The following is a 14,517-nucleotide window of genomic DNA, read 5'->3' as shown; positions in this document are numbered from 1 at the left end:
CTTCGAGTATCCCATGAGTGTGGAGATCAGCCGATGGCTTCACCGGTGCGATCGCGCAGCCAGATCAGCGGAACCAGCGAAACGGCACAGGCCCCTGCAACATACCATGCCGGCGCGAGCGGATCGCCGGTGCGCGCCACGAGCCAGCTCGCGACGAGCGGCGAAAAACCGCCGAAGAACGACGCGCTCACCACATACGTGAGCGCGATCCCGGTCGCGCGGACCTCGCGCGGAAAGAGCTCGGGGATCATCACGAGCACCGGCACGATCTGACCGGCGACGAACACCGCGAGGCAGGCGGACACCGCGCACAGCAGCGGCATGGAAGGTTGCGCGGACAACCAGGCGAAAGCCGGGTACACGGCGAGCAGCATCGCGACACGCGAGATCACGAGCACGCGCTTGCGGGTGAAGCGGTCCGCGAGCCTGCCGGCAAGCGGCGCGAGCGCGAACAGCACGAGCGAGCTGATCACGCCCGAGGTCACCGCGGCAGTCGGCGACAGATGCAGCGTGCGCACCGCATGATTCGGCAGGAAAAACGCCGTGATGTAGATCGACACCGAGCCGCCCAGTTCGGCGAACGTACCGAGCACCGTCAGGCGCAGATGCGTGGTGAGCGCGGCTTTCAACGCGCCGACCGGCCGCGCGGACTGCGCCGGCGCGGCCTGCAGCGTCTCTTCGAGCCGGCGGCGAATCAGTGCGCCGACCGGTGCCGCGACGATGCCGAGCAGAAACGGAATGCGCCAGCCCCAGCTGTTCACGGCCTCCTTCGGCAACGCGACATGCACGAGCGTCGCCACCAGCGCGCCCAGCGCGAGACCGAGCGCGGTGGCCGCGAAATTCCAGCTCGCGAAGAAGGCGCGCGTGTTTTCGCGCGCGTACTCGACGAGCAGCGTCGTGCCCGGTCCGAACTCGCCGCCGGCCGCAAAGCCCTGAATCAGCCGCGCGACCAGCACGACGAGCGGCGCGGCCATGCCCGCCACCGCATACGGCGGCGCGCATGCGATCAGCGCGCAACTGAGCGCCATCAGCATGATCGTGAGCACCATCGCCTTCTTGCGGCCCGAGCGGTCCGCGTATGCGCCGATCACGATGCCGCCGAGCGGCCGCACGACGAAGCCCACGCCGAACACCGCAATCGACAGCAGGAACTGGTTGACCGGAGACGCGGACGGGAAGAACAGCTTGCCGATCGGGATCGCGAAGAAGCTGTAGATCGCGAAATCGTAGTATTCGAGCGCCGTGCCGAGCGTGGTCGCGGCGATGACCTGGCCTGTGGAGAGGCCTGCTTTCTCGAGAGCGAGGGATGCCACGACGCAACTCCTTCAGGACGGAGACGGGATGCGGTTATCCTATACGAGAAAAAAATAATTCTCGTATACGACAAAACCCTTAACGAAGGCCCGCTCCTTTCATGGCGAAATCCGCAGCAGCACGCACGCAGCCGGCAACCGGCGACGACGCCGCGACCCAGCTCGCCCACCGCGCGGTGGGCGCGCGCCTGCGCGACGCGCGCAAGGCGCACGATCTCACGCTGATGGAATTGTCCGCGCTGTCGGGCATTGCGGTGTCGACGATCTCGAAGGCCGAACGCGGCGACATCGCGCTCACCTATGACAAGTTCGCCGCGCTCGCCCATGCGCTGAACGTCGAATTCGACGCCCTGTTCGGACGCGCGAAACGCAAGGCAGCCGGTCCGCTGCAGCCCTCCCTCACGCGCGCGGGCAAACAGATGATCTACGACACGCCGCAGTACGAGTACGGGATGATCGCCAACGATCTGACCGGCAAGCGGATGGTCCCGATGCGCGGGCGGATCCGCGCGCGCACCCTCGACGCGTTCGCCGATTACATCCGGCACAGCGGCGAGGAATTCCTGTTCGTGCTCGAAGGCGAGCTGGAATTGCGCTTCGAGAACGGCAAGGTGTTCAGGCTGTCGCGTGGCGACAGCCTGTATTTCGACAGTGCGGTCGGTCACGTCTACCTGAGCACCGGCGCGAAGGACGCGCAGGTGCTCGTATGCTGCGTCGACACGGATGCGCACCGGCCGCCGCAGACGCTCTGAAGCGCGCCGCGACGCGCGCGCCGCGCTGCTCGCGGATCAGCCGGGCAGCCGCGCGAACAGTGCGTCGTCGCCCATCTGACCGCCTTTGAGCATCAGTTCGAGGCCGTCGAAGCGCGCCACGTCCGAGCGCGCCCGCACGAGCGACACGCCCGGCGCGAGACGGCCGGCGTACTCCAGCGCCCAGACATCGAGCGCCTGAACCGCGAGGCTCGACGTATCGCCGCCCGCGATGCCGACGCGCCGGATCGCGGGCACGTCGTGCAACAGCCGCGCGAGCAGCGCGGCGCTCGCCTCGGCGGCCTGCCGCGGACTCGCGCCGCCCGGTGCGGGCGCGGTCGTACGGAGCAGCAGATGCCGCCCGTCGCGCAGACGGGCGGCCGCCGCGGCAAGCACATCGCTCGCGTCCCGGCCCGGATCGAACGACAGCTGCGCGAACACGTCGCCGCTCGCCGCCACCTGCCGCGCCGTCACCGGCGACTGGCTACCGCATAGCACGAGCACCGGGCCCGAAGCCGGCGTCACGTCGGGCATGCGGGCCGCAGCGGGCGCGCCCGCGCGTCCGTCCGGCTGCTCGCGCCAGTGCGCAAGCAACGCTTCGGACACGCTGCTCGCGCCGAGGATCACCGCCGGGCGCCCCGGCACGCGCGTGGCCTGCTGCCACAGCAGACGCCCGATGACGGGCAACTGCGCTGCCTCGGTCACGTCGAACAACACGCGCGGGCCCGGCAGCGCCGCAGCGGCGTCCGCCGCATAGTGCCGGTAATCGACGAGCGCGAGGTCGCGCATCCCCTGCGCGCACAGATGCACGCGCAAATCGGCTTCGAGCATCGGCGTAACGGGATGCCGATGCATGGTCGGATGCCGGTCGATACGGAACACCTCGTGCCCGCCCGCCGAGGCGAACAGTTGACCGAACACGCAGTAGCGCCCGAGGCTCGGCTGACCGCCGACCACGCCGACGAACACCTCGCCGAATGGTTCGCACAACGTATCGACTGCAACCGAAAGATTGCCGACTGCGGGCGCGCTATCGAACGTCGAGCAGCACTTGTACTGCACCAGCGCCACGCGCAGCGAAGCGAAAAAACGCGCGACGGGAGCGAGTTCCGCCCGCATCGCGTCAACGGTCATCGAGCGCGCCGCCCCCGCGATCCCCACCGCGTCGAGCGGACCGCAGCGCGCGAGCCGCGCGGCCGACGGTACGCCGAGGAACAGCAGCGCGCGCTGCCCGCCTTCGGCGAGCGTCGCGAGCGTATCGCTTGCACCGGTGAAGTCGTCGCCGTACCAGGCCATGCGCGGAGCCGGCGGCAACGCCATCGCAGACTCAGCCATGCACCCGCCCGAAGAACGCGAGTGCCTGGGCCAGCGCGGGCGCTTCGCGCGCATGCGCATCGAGCGACCGTCCCGCCTCGCAGGCTGCCCACGCGTCGCGCAAGCTGCGCACCCCAGCCGCCGGCCCCGCCGGATGCGCGAGAATGCCGCCGCCGCACATGAACAGGAAATCGCCCGACGGCACCACCCCGGCGGTGGGCGGCAACGTGCCGGCCCATTGCCCGGACGAGAACGCCGGCATCACGCGATCGTCCTGATCCTGCGCATCGGCGAGCGGCGTCAGGCAATCGCGCGCGGACGACACGACTTCGTCGTCAGGCTGCGAGAACTTGCCCTGCAGTCCGTGCACATGCAGATGATCGATGCCCGCGAGCCGCCACAATGTCTGGTACGGCTGGAAGTCCATGCCGAGCGCCGGATGGCGCGAGAACATGCCGAAGCCGTTGCGATGTCCGTGAATGGCGAGACCGGTTTCGCGCTGCAGCGCCTGCACCGACGAAAAGCCGCACCAGTTCAGGCTCACCATCGCGCAGGCCCCCTCCTCGCGCGCGATCAGTTCGGCGTGGCGCAGCATCGCGTCGTGCGCATCGGTGATGTTGAACGCGACCATCACCGCCTTGCCGGTGCGCTCGCGCCAGCGGCGCACGGCCGCCATCACCGCCGGCACGCGCAGGTTCAGCGGTGCGTGCTCGGGGTTCGCCGATACTTCGTCATCCTTGATAAAGTCGATGCCTGCCTCGCACAGCTGCGCGACGAGCGCCGCCGTTTCATCCGCATGCAACCCGACATTCGGCTTGATGATGGTGCCGAACAGCGGCCCCCGCTCCACGCCCGCAAGGCGCCGCGTCCCCGCAACCCCGTGCTTCGGCCGCGCGAAGCGCGCGCGCACGTCGGCGGGCAGCGTCACGTGTTCGAGCCGCACGCCCGTGGTTTCGCCGAGGTCGTACAGATTGCCGGCGAGCGTCGCGGCGAGCGTCGGCAGGTTGTCGCCGATATTGGCCACCGGAAAATCGACGCTCACGCGCGCCTGCTGCCACGGTCCCGCCACCTGCTGGCGGGCGAGCCACGCACTTGCAAGACTCGGCGCCGGCAACTGCGCGACCGGCTCGATTGCGTGCACCGTTGCACGGCTGCGCGCGCGCAGCGCGTCGCTTTCGCCGGCCACGCGCACGAACGTGCCGCTGCTTTGCTCGCCCGCCAGGACCTCGGCCACGCGGGCGACGTCGAGCGGGGTTTCGATCAGATAACGTGCGCGAATCAGGCTCATAGCGTGTTCAGGTCGGGAAAGGGGCGCACGGGATCGCTGCCGTCCCAGTCGCGCGCAGCGTCGCGGATCAGGTCGAACAGGCGGCCCTTCGGGCCCGCCACCTCCGACAATTCGATGACGGTGCCCGGGTGAATGCCCGGGTGCGGACCGCGCTGCGCGAAATACACGAAGCGGCCGTTTTCGCCGACCTCGCCGCTCATCAGCACATCGAAGCCGGCTGCCTGCGCGCGCGCGAGGTCGTCGTCGAAATGCTCGGTCCAGTAGGCGACGTGCTGCGCGCCCGCATGCCCGGCCTCCCGAAAGTCGCGATACATCGACGGCACGTCGTTGCGCACCTGCAGCAGCTCGATTTGCAAGCCGCCGGCATTGGCGAGCGCAACCGAATTGTGCGGCTCGTAATGCTGGCCCGCGTAGCGATAATGGCGAATCGGCACCTTCGGGTTATAAAACCACGGGCCGACGCCCAGCGTGTTGGCCCAGTAGTCCATCGCGGCCTCGATATCGTCGACCAGATAGGCGACCTGGCGAATTTCGCCAAAAAAGCGACTCATGATGCGCCGCACTCCCTTCAATCAATGAACGAATCCGACCGAGATCCACGGGATCGCGGCCACGACAACCAGCCCGGCAAACAGCGCCGCGAGGTACGGCCCGATGTGCGCGACGCCGTCCTTCGGATCGACGCGGCCGATGGCGCAAGCCGTGTAGTAGCCGACGCCGAACGGCGGCGAAAACAGGCCCACGCCCATCGACAGCACCACGACGATCGCGTAATGCACTTCGTTGACGCCCGCCGCGCGCGCAATCGGAAACATCAGCGGCCCGAACAGCACGATCGCGGGAATCCCTTCGAGCACGCTGCCGAGCACGATGAACGCCGCAATCGATACGACGATGAAGCTCGCCTTGCCGCCCGGCAGCGCCGCGATCGCATGCGCGAGGTCCTGTGCGAAGCCCGATTGCGTCAGCGCCCACGCCATCGCGGTGGCCGCGCCGATGATGAAGATGATCGCGCCGGACAGCGCCGCCGTTTCGACGAGGATGCCCGGCAGGCGCCGCCAGTCGAAGCGCCGGTACACCAGCAGCCCGACGACCACCGAATACACGATGCCGATGGTCGACACCTCGGTCGCCGTCGCCACCCCTTCGACCACGGCCGCGCGGATCACGAACGGCAGCACGAGGGCCGGCAGCGCATAGACGAACGCCTTGCCGATCTCGCGGCGCGTGCTGCGCGTGACCGCGCTCAGATCCTCGCGGCGGTGACGCCACCACACGACCGCGCAAAGCCCCACGCCAAGCACTGCCCCCGGCAGCAGACCGCCGGCGAACAGCGCGGCGATCGACACGCCGGTCACCGAGCCGATCGTGATCAGCACGATCGACGGCGGGATCGTTTCCGTCTGCGCGCCGGCGGTCGACAGCAGCGCGACCAGGTCGCCCGGCGGCAGACCGCGCGCCTTCATCTCCGGGAACAGCACCGGCGCGATGGCGGCCATGTCCGCCGCCTTCGACCCCGAGATGCCGGACACCAGATACATCGCGCCGATCAGCACATACGACAGGCCGCCGCGCACGTGACCGAGCAGGCTCGCGAGAAACTGCACCATCGCGCGCGCCATCCCGGTCATCTCGATCAGCAGCCCGAGGAACACGAACAGCGGCACCGCGAGCAGGATCAGATGCGACATCCCTTCGTCGATGCGCCCGACGATCACGACCATCGGCGTGTACGTCGTGAGCGCCATGAATCCGAAGGTCGCGAGCGCGAACGAAAACGCAATGGGCACGCCGCCGAACACGCACGCGCTGACCACGCCGACGAAGAAGATCAGCAGGTTCAGCTTGCCGAGCGGCATCAGCAGCGGCCCGAGCCACCAGAACAGCGCGACCACGCCGCCCATCAGCAGCAGCGCGACGGCCGCATCGCGCAGCCGGCACACCCGGACGAGCCGCATCACGCTCACGGCCAGCATCAGCGCGATGCCGACCGGCAGCGCGCTCGCCTGCCATGCATCGCTGATCTGCAGCGCGGGCGTCGTGACGATCACCTCCTCGCTTGCGTAATCGAACGCCGGATGCAGCACGAGCACGAGAAAGGCGAGCGACGCGGCGAGCGCGAGCGCGTCCGCAAACGCGCGCCCGGACGGCGAGAGCCGCGACACGAACGCAGTCATGCGCATGTGCTCGCCGCGCCGCAGCGCCACCACCGAGCCGAGCATCGCGAGCCACAGGAAGCACATCCCGGTGACTTCGTCGGACCAGACGAGCGGATCGTTCAGCACGTAGCGCGCGACGATGCCCCAGAACAGCACCACCACCTCGACGACGACAAGCACCGCCGCCGCGGCCTGCGCGACCAGGCCGACCGCCGCCTCGCAGCGTTCGAGCCCGCGGCGCCAGCCTTGCATCGGAACGCCCGGCGGGCTCGCCGCGGCGAGAGGTTCGGCATTCATCACGCGACCTTGCCGGTGGTGGATTCGAGCAGCGACCACGCCTCGTCGCCGAACGTGCCTTTCCAGTGCGCGTAGAAGCCGGCTTTGCGCAGCGTGTCGCGAAACGACGTGGGATCGGCCGAGTTGAACGCGAGCCCCTTCGCGCTCAGGTTCGCCTGCAGCGTCACGTTGAGCTTGCGCAGGTCCTCGCGCTGCTGCAGCCCTGCTTCGTTGAAGGCCCGCGCGATGATCGTCTTCAGGTCGGCAGGCAGGCGCGCCCACGACTGGCCGTTGAAGACGAAGTGATAGCCGTCCCAGCTATGGTTGGTGATCGAGCAGTACTTCTGCACCTCGTAGAGCTTGGCGGTCTCGACGATCGCAAGCGGATTCTCCTGCGCGTCGACCACCTTCGTCTGCAGCGCCGAATACACCTCGCTGAACTGCAGGCTCGTCGGCGCAGCCGACAGCGACTTGAACAGCGAGATACCCATCGCGCTCACCGGCACGCGGATCTTCATGTCCCGCAGGTCGGCGGCGACGTGCACCGGCCGGTTGCTGGTGGTGATCTGGCGGAAGCCGTTGTCCCACATCTTTTCGAACGTGTGCAGCCCGACCTTTGCGAAGGCAGCGCGGATATGGTCGCCGAGCTTGCCGTCCACCGCGGCCCAGACCTGGTCATAGCTCGTGAACACGAAGCCGAGCGCGGTAATCGCGCTGATCGGCGCGATCGGCGCAATCACCATCGTGCCCGGCGTGAACATGTCGATGCCGCCGCTGCGCACCTGGGCGAGCATGTCGGTGTCGCCGCCCAGCTGGTTGTTCGGGAAGATCTGGATGACGACGCGCCCGTTGCTTTCCTTCGCGACGCGCGCGGCGGCCTGCTGCGCGCGGATATTCAGCGGATGCGACACCGGCAGGTTGTTGCCGTACTTCAGCGTGAACCCGGCGGCGCGGGCCACCCCCGGCACCATCAGTCCGGCGGCGCCGACGGCCACCGGGGCGGCGGCCATCGTCCGCAGCAGCGTGCGGCGCTTGAGGTTGGGGCGGTTCTTCTTCGGTGCGAGCATGACGTGTCTCCTATCGATCTGTGCGCGTGGACGCGCTTGTAACGGCTACCGCGTACCGAAAACGCTATACGGCCCGCCGTCCATGGTCAAACTACAATGATGATTGTTTTTGATTGAAACATCAGTTGCAGCGGGCATGCATGCCGCCATCGACGAGCAGTTCGACTCCGTTGATGTAGCGCGCGTCGTCCGACGCCAGAAACACCGCGGCGTTCGCGACGTCCCAGCCGTCGCCCATGCGCCCGGTCGGCGACAGGCGGTTGCGCGCGGCGACCATCTCGTCCGTGCTCGCATAGAAGCCGGAGATCTGCTGATAGATGTGCGGCGTGTCCATCACGCCCGGCAGGATGCAGTTGGCGCGGATGCCGCGCGCCGCGTACTGCAGCGCGACGCTCTGCGTGAAGCTGTTGACCGCGCCCTTGGAGGCCGCATACGCGCAGTACGCGTAGCCGGTCCAGCGCACGCCGCCGAGCGCGCCGATGTTGACGATCGCGCCGCGCCGTTGCGCCTCCATCACCGGCAGCACGCACTTGCTGGTGAGAAACATGCTCTTCACGTTGACCGTCATCACGCGGTCCCAGACGTCCTCGCTGGTCTCCACCGGCCCGCCCTGCGACGTGATGCCGACGTTGTTGTGCAGGATGTCGACGGTTCCGAACGCGGCGAGCGCGGCATCCACCGCGCGCTGCACGTCGGCGAGCACGGTGACGTCGGCGGCCACGCCGAGCGCGGCGCCGCCTTCGCCGACAATGATGTCCGCGCTCACTTGCGCGGCCTGCGCGCTGCGGTCCACGCACACGACGCGCGCGCCGGCCCGCGCATACGCGACCGCCGCCGCCTTGCCGTTACCCCAGCCGTCGCCGACCGATCCGGCGCCAAACACGATGGCCACCCGGCCCGCCAGCTTGCCCGTCCCTGCTTCGCTCATTCCACGTCTCCGTTCGGATTCCAGATGACGGAGAAGTTATAATGATCGACAATGATCGTCAAACAATCAATCTGATGCTTTTTGATTTATGCGTGGCACCATGAATTCGGCCCCGATATCCGACGACACCCCCGCCCCCGAGCCGGGCCCCCGCAACGCGCGCCCGCTGATCGAGGACGTGGCGCGGCTCGCCGGCGTGTCGACGGCCACTGTCGACCGCGTGCTGAACCGCCGCGGCGGCGTACGCAGCATGACCGCCGAACGCGTGATGAGCGCGGCGCGCGAACTGCGCTACGTCCCCGAGGACGAGCACCTGCCGGCTCCGGAGAGGCAGCCGATGCGTCTGTCGTTCGTGCTGCCGTCGGGCACGAACCGCTACCTGCACATGTTGGCCGACTCGATCAATCGCGTCACCGACACGACGGTTCCCTACAACATCAAGTGCCGCTGCTATACGACCGAAGGGTTCGATCCGCACGCGCTCGCGGACAAGCTCACGCGGCTCGCGCAGCAAAGCGACGGCATTGCGTTCATGCCGCTCGAACATCCGGTGGTGCGCGAGGCTACCCATGCGATCGCGCAGAAGGGCGTGCCGGTCGTCACGCTGATTTCGGACCTCGCGCATTCGAACCGCGCGGCCTTCATCGGCATGGACAACCGCGCCGCCGGCCGCACCGCGGGCTTGCTGCTGAGCCGCTTCATGCGCGTGCGCGACGAGCGGCCCTGCAACATCGCGCTGTTCGCCGGGTCGCTCGCTTACCGGGGTCATGAAGAGCGCGAAATGGGGTTTCGCCACTACCTGCGCGAGAACCAGCCGAACGCGAAGATCGTCGGTCTGCGGGAAGGCTTCGACGACGCGAGCAGCAACCTCGTGCTCGCGCGCAGCCTGTTGCAGGAGCATCACGATCTGGCCGGCATCTACAACGTGGGCGGCGCGTCCGAGGGCATCGCGCAGGCGCTCGTCGAATGCCAGCGTGCGCACGACATGGTGTTCATCGGTCACGGGCTCACGCCGGAAACCCGCGCGCTGCTGATCGACGGAACGATGGACGCGGTAATCAACATCTTCCCGCAGACGCTCGTGCTCAACGCGATCCGCGTGTTTGCGAACCTGCGCGACGGGCGCTCGCCGCTCAACGGGGTCGAGCCCGCGCACATCAACATCGTGCTGCGCGAAAATCTGCCTTGACGGGGGACGTCGCGATACGCGCAAGCGCGCGTGCCTGACCGGCTGGCTGCGAGGGTTCAATTGCACGGGGGCAACTGCGCAGTTCAAGCAGGATTCACCGCGCGGCGAGGCGCCGCCGGGCGACGCATCCTCCGCCGGCCGCATGCCGGCGCGGGAAGAAAAGCGAGCGACGGCAATTCGCTGAACCACCGGCTGACACGGGCCCCCGCGCGCCGGCATGCCGATGCGCGGGGGCCGGGACGGCTTACTTGCGCTTGAGTTGCGAGACGTCGCGCACCGCGCCGCGATCGGCCGACGTCGCGAGCGCCGCATACGCCTGCAGCGCCTGCGACACGACGCGCTCGCGCCCTGCCGGCTGCCACGCGGCGTTGCCGCGCGCGTCCATCGCCGCGCGCCGGCGCGCGAGTTCGTCGTCGGACACCGCGAGGTGCATCTTGCGCTGCGGGATGTCGATCTCGATCACATCGCCTTCTTCGACGAGGCCGATCGTGCCGCCCTCGGCCGCCTCCGGCGACGCATGACCGATCACGAGGCCCGACGAGCCGCCCGAGAAACGGCCGTCGGTGAACAGCGCGCAGGTCTTGCCGAGCCCTTTCGACTTCAGATACGAGGTCGGGTACAGCATTTCCTGCATGCCCGGTCCGCCCTTCGGACCTTCATAGCGGATCACGACGACGTCGCCGGCCACCACCTGGTCGCCTAGAATCGCGTCGACCGCGGCTTCCTGGCTTTCGAACACGCGCGCGCGCCCGGAGAAGATCCACTGCGATTCATCCACGCCCGCGGTCTTCACGATGCAGCCCTTCTCCGCGAGGTTGCCGTACAGCACCGCGAGGCCGCCGTCCTTCGAATACGCGTGCGTCTTGCTGCGGATGCAGCCCTTCTCGCGATCCGCGTCGAGCGACGCATAGGTCGCTTCCTGGCTGAACGCGACCGTGGTCGGAATGCCGCCCGGCGCCGCGCGGAAGAACGTCTGCGCGGCGTCGCCCGCGCCGCCCTTCACGTCCCACCGTGCAATGGCTTCGCCGAGCGAGCCGCTATGCACGTTGCCGCACGACAGATCCAGCAGGTCCGCGCGCGCCAGCTCGCCGAGGATGCCGATGATGCCGCCGGCGCGATGCACGTCTTCGATGTGGTACTTGTCGGTCGACGGCGCGACCTTGCACAGGCAGGGCACCTTGCGCGAAATGCGGTCGATGTCCGACATCGTGAAATCGACGCCGGCTTCCTGCGCCGCGGCCAGCAGATGCAGCACGGTATTGGTCGAGCCGCCCATGGCGACGTCGAGCGACATGGCGTTCTCGAACGCCTGCTTCGTCGCGATGTTGCGCGGCAGCACCGATGCATCGTCCTCCTGATAGTAGCGGCGGCACAGCTCGACAACCAGGCGGCCGGCCTGCTCGAACAGGCCCTTGCGCCATGCGTGCGTCGCGACGATCGTGCCGTTGCCGGGCAGCGCGAGGCCGATCGCCTCGGTCAGGCAGTTCATCGAGTTCGCGGTGAACATGCCCGAGCAGGAGCCGCACGTCGGGCACGCGCTGCGCTCGATCTCGGCCACTTCGGCGTCGCTGATCTTCGGATCGGCGGCCTTGATCATCGCGTCGATCAGGTCGATCTTCGCGATCACCTGGCCGTCGGTCGGCGACTTGACCTTGCCCGCTTCCATCGGACCGCCCGACACGAACACGACCGGAATGTTCAGCCGCATCGCGGCCATCAGCATCCCTGGGGTGATCTTGTCGCAGTTCGAGATGCACACCATCGCGTCCGCGCAGTGCGCGTTCACCATGTATTCGACCGAATCGGCAATCAGCTCGCGCGACGGCAGCGAATACAGCATCCCGCCGTGGCCCATTGCAATGCCGTCGTCGACGGCGATCGTGTTGAACTCCTTGGCGACGCCGCCTGCGGCTTCGATTTCCTTTGCGACCAGCGCGCCGAGATCGCGCAGGTGCACGTGGCCGGGCACGAACTGCGTGAACGAGTTCACGACGGCGATGATGGGCTTGCCGAAATCGCCGTCTTTCATGCCGGTGGCGCGCCACAGCGCGCGGGCGCCGGCCATGTTGCGACCATGCGTCGAAGTTCGGGAGCGGTATTCAGGCATTGTTGTCCTCGGGTGGGGCTGTCGTTGAACGGGGATTGCGTGCGGGCCGGGCGGCGCGCCACGGTCCGCGAAGTGCACGCATAGTGCAAGAGCGCCGGCAAGACGTCCAATATATTTTTCCGGCCCAACAAAGTCGCAAAAGATATCAATGCCCGTGCGCGCGACATGACCGGTTTCGCCCGCGATGCCGCCGGCGCAACACGCGACATGCGACGCAGCCCCTCCCCGACGCGCATGAACGAACCGCACTGATGTGCGCGATGCATTGCGCTGTACGGGTTAGACACTACACATCCGCGCGTCGATCTGCCGTTAACACGGATGAGTCCTCCCATTCCTCATACCCGTACCGCTTACGCTTTCTATCAGGACGAGTCCGATGCCTACGCTCAGCTTCCGGAAGAAACTCTGGCTGCCCCTGGTGATCAGCCTGATCGCCCTGCTGCTGGTCTCGCTCAGTTCAGCCTGGCTTTCGTATCGAACCCGCATCGAGGAACGCCGCAATGATCTGACGAATATCGCCCACGTCGGGCTCAGCATCGTGAAGGAATATGCGGCGCTCGCGCAAAGCGGCGCGCTGACCGAAGCGCAGGCGCGCAAGGAAGCGCTCGCGCGGCTCCAGGACGTGCGCTACGGCACGGACGGCTACTTCATCGTGATCGATTCGACGCCGCGGATGGTGATGCATCCGATGAAGCCGGGCATGGTCGGCAAGGACCTGACGCATGTCGTCGACGCGGACGGCCGCCATCACTACATGACGTTCGCCGCCGTCGCGCAGTCGCCGCAGGGCGGCTTCGTGGATTACGTGTTTCCCCATCCGCATGCGCACAAGGCGGTCGACAAGCTCGGCTACGTGATCCGCTACGCGCCGTGGGACTGGATCATTTCGACGGGCGCCTACATCGACGACATCGAAGCGGCCTTCGCGCAGTCGCTATACGTATCGATCGGCGTGTTCGTGCTGCTGTCCGCACTGCTCGCGGTGATCGTCGCCTATACGAACCGCAGCATCGAGCGCACGATCGGCGGCGATCCGCATGTCGCCGCACGGATGGCCGGCACGATCGCGGCGGGCGATCTCGCCACGCCGGTGGCGACCCGCGAGAACGACCGCAGCAGCCTGATGTTCGCCATCAGCCAGATGCGCAACGCGCTCGCCGATACGGTTGCGCAGATCCGCATGAGCGCGGACAACGTCGCCACCGCGGCGGGCGAGATCGCGAACGGCAACATGGATCTGTCCGCGCGCACCGAAAGCCAGGCCGCGGCGCTGCAGGAAGCGGCGTCGAGCATGCAGCAGATGACGTCGATGGTGCGCAGCACGGCCGAAAACGCGCGTGCCGCCAGCGATCTCGCGAGCAACGCCGCGCAGATCACCGATCGCGGCGGCGACATGGCCACCCAGGCCGTCGCCACGATGCAGGCGATTCGCGACGAATCGCGCAAGATGGTCGACATTATCGCGGTGATCGAAGGCATCGCGTTCCAGACCAACATCCTCGCGCTGAATGCGGCGGTCGAGGCCGCGCGTGCCGGCGAGGAAGGACGCGGCTTCGCGGTCGTCGCGGGCGAGGTGCGGATGCTCGCGCAACGCAGCGCGAGCGCGGCGAAGGAGATTCGCGACCTGATCGGCAGCGCCGTCGAGCGCGTCGGCTCCGGCGCCGAACTCGTCGAAGCCGCCGGCTCGACGATCGGCGAGGCGCAGCATGCGATCAGCCGGCTCACGCAGATCGTGCAGGAGATCGCCAGCGCGGCGGAAGATCAGAGCAAGGGGCTTGAGCAGATCAACACCGCGGTCTCGCAGATGGACGACGTGACCCAGCAAAACGCCGCGCTCGTCGAACAGGCCGCGGCGGCCGCGCAGTCGCTCGACGAGCAGTCGCATCGACTCCAGGACGCCGTCTCCGTGTTCAGAACCGAAATGAACGCGCACGGCTGACCGCCAACGGCGGCCGTCCCGCGTGCGGACGCTCCGAAAGACCGCACGCATCGATCATGGCGACAGGCCAGCGCCTCGACGACAACGCGCTGGCGGCGCGCCCTTCACGGCAGCCAGCTTCGCGCGTCGATTCCCGCGCTGAGCGCGCCCCATCCCGCGGGATGGACCTGAACAGTCTTCGCGCG

Annotated in this window: 11 protein-coding genes; 3 read left to right on the top strand and 8 right to left on the bottom strand. The window is 67.8% G+C overall.

Features of this window, described 5'->3' with window-relative positions; all coding sequences use genetic code 11:
• Nucleotides 1–26: 26 nt before the first annotated feature.
• Complete coding sequence (locus AC3AP7_RS19895) at nucleotides 27–1,313, bottom strand: MFS transporter (protein ID WP_487364284.1); 1,287 nt, start codon at nucleotides 1,311–1,313, stop codon at nucleotides 27–29.
• A gap of 101 nt (nucleotides 1,314–1,414) precedes the next feature.
• On the opposite strand from AC3AP7_RS19895, the gene AC3AP7_RS19890 reads away from it, so the two are divergent.
• Complete coding sequence (locus tag AC3AP7_RS19890; RefSeq protein ID WP_487364283.1) at nucleotides 1,415–2,065, top strand: helix-turn-helix domain-containing protein; 651 nt, start codon at nucleotides 1,415–1,417, stop codon at nucleotides 2,063–2,065.
• 36 nt (nucleotides 2,066–2,101) lie between these two features.
• Here the strand turns inward: AC3AP7_RS19890 and AC3AP7_RS19885 are convergent, their stop codons facing one another.
• The 6 genes from AC3AP7_RS19885 to AC3AP7_RS19860 form a co-directional block, all read right to left on the bottom strand.
• Nucleotides 2,102–3,397, bottom strand: coding sequence for a four-carbon acid sugar kinase family protein (locus AC3AP7_RS19885; RefSeq protein WP_487364282.1), 1,296 nt, complete (start codon nucleotides 3,395–3,397; stop codon nucleotides 2,102–2,104).
• On the bottom strand, nucleotides 3,390–4,664 hold the full coding sequence (locus AC3AP7_RS19880; RefSeq protein WP_487364281.1) for a ribulose-bisphosphate carboxylase large subunit family protein: 1,275 nt from the start codon (nucleotides 4,662–4,664) through the stop codon (nucleotides 3,390–3,392). The genes AC3AP7_RS19885 and AC3AP7_RS19880 overlap by 8 nt, the downstream gene beginning before the upstream one ends.
• On the bottom strand, nucleotides 4,661–5,215 hold the full coding sequence (locus tag AC3AP7_RS19875; RefSeq protein ID WP_487364280.1) for a VOC family protein: 555 nt from the start codon (nucleotides 5,213–5,215) through the stop codon (nucleotides 4,661–4,663). The genes AC3AP7_RS19880 and AC3AP7_RS19875 overlap by 4 nt, the downstream gene beginning before the upstream one ends.
• Before the next feature lie 21 nt (nucleotides 5,216–5,236).
• Nucleotides 5,237–7,120: a TRAP transporter large permease gene (locus AC3AP7_RS19870; protein WP_487364279.1), complete on the bottom strand. Its 1,884-nt coding sequence runs from the start codon at nucleotides 7,118–7,120 to the stop codon at nucleotides 5,237–5,239.
• Nucleotides 7,120–8,166 carry a TRAP transporter substrate-binding protein gene (locus AC3AP7_RS19865; RefSeq protein WP_487364278.1) on the bottom strand — a complete coding sequence of 349 codons (1,047 nt, stop codon included), beginning with the start codon at nucleotides 8,164–8,166 and terminating at the stop codon, nucleotides 7,120–7,122. The genes AC3AP7_RS19870 and AC3AP7_RS19865 overlap by 1 nt, the downstream gene beginning before the upstream one ends.
• Nucleotides 8,167–8,287: 121 nt before the next feature.
• A complete protein-coding gene (locus AC3AP7_RS19860) occupies nucleotides 8,288–9,094 on the bottom strand; it encodes an SDR family NAD(P)-dependent oxidoreductase (protein WP_487364277.1) in 807 nt (268 codons plus the stop codon).
• Nucleotides 9,095–9,194: 100 nt separating this feature from the next.
• Between AC3AP7_RS19860 and AC3AP7_RS19855 the strand changes: the two genes are divergently transcribed.
• On the top strand, nucleotides 9,195–10,283 hold the full coding sequence (locus AC3AP7_RS19855) for a LacI family DNA-binding transcriptional regulator (protein ID WP_487364276.1): 1,089 nt from the start codon (nucleotides 9,195–9,197) through the stop codon (nucleotides 10,281–10,283).
• A gap of 244 nt (nucleotides 10,284–10,527) precedes the next feature.
• On the opposite strand, the gene ilvD is transcribed toward AC3AP7_RS19855, so the two are convergent.
• A complete protein-coding gene (ilvD, locus tag AC3AP7_RS19850; protein WP_487364275.1) occupies nucleotides 10,528–12,390 on the bottom strand; it encodes a dihydroxy-acid dehydratase in 1,863 nt (620 codons plus the stop codon).
• Nucleotides 12,391–12,769: 379 nt separating this feature from the next.
• Between ilvD and AC3AP7_RS19845 the strand changes: the two genes are divergently transcribed.
• Entirely contained in the window at nucleotides 12,770–14,332 is a 1,563-nt protein-coding gene (locus AC3AP7_RS19845) for a methyl-accepting chemotaxis protein (protein WP_487364274.1), read from the top strand.
• Nucleotides 14,333–14,517: the final 185 nt, after the last annotated feature.

Source organism: Paraburkholderia sp. PAMB 6770 (genome assembly GCF_057748135.1).
The sequence above is the reverse complement of the archived record's forward strand: the minus strand, read 5'-3'. Positions and strand labels throughout refer to the sequence as shown.

Bases quoted from the DNA above. Each gene is read 5' to 3' on its own strand.
- AC3AP7_RS19890 (WP_487364283.1), top strand. From the start codon at position 1,415: ATGGCGAAATCCGCAGCAGCACGCACGCAGCCGGCAACCGGCGACGAC.
- AC3AP7_RS19885 (WP_487364282.1), bottom strand. From the start codon at position 3,397: ATGGCTGAGTCTGCGATGGCGTTGCCGCCGGCTCCGCGCATGGCCTGG.
- AC3AP7_RS19880 (WP_487364281.1), bottom strand. From the start codon at position 4,664: ATGAGCCTGATTCGCGCACGTTATCTGATCGAAACCCCGCTCGACGTC.
- AC3AP7_RS19875 (WP_487364280.1), bottom strand. From the start codon at position 5,215: ATGAGTCGCTTTTTTGGCGAAATTCGCCAGGTCGCCTATCTGGTCGAC.
- AC3AP7_RS19870 (WP_487364279.1), bottom strand. From the start codon at position 7,120: ATGAATGCCGAACCTCTCGCCGCGGCGAGCCCGCCGGGCGTTCCGATG.
- AC3AP7_RS19865 (WP_487364278.1), bottom strand. From the start codon at position 8,166: ATGCTCGCACCGAAGAAGAACCGCCCCAACCTCAAGCGCCGCACGCTG.
- AC3AP7_RS19860 (WP_487364277.1), bottom strand. From the start codon at position 9,094: ATGAGCGAAGCAGGGACGGGCAAGCTGGCGGGCCGGGTGGCCATCGTG.
- AC3AP7_RS19855 (WP_487364276.1), top strand. From the start codon at position 9,195: ATGAATTCGGCCCCGATATCCGACGACACCCCCGCCCCCGAGCCGGGC.
- ilvD (WP_487364275.1), bottom strand. From the start codon at position 12,390: ATGCCTGAATACCGCTCCCGAACTTCGACGCATGGTCGCAACATGGCC.
- AC3AP7_RS19845 (WP_487364274.1), top strand. From the start codon at position 12,770: ATGCCTACGCTCAGCTTCCGGAAGAAACTCTGGCTGCCCCTGGTGATC.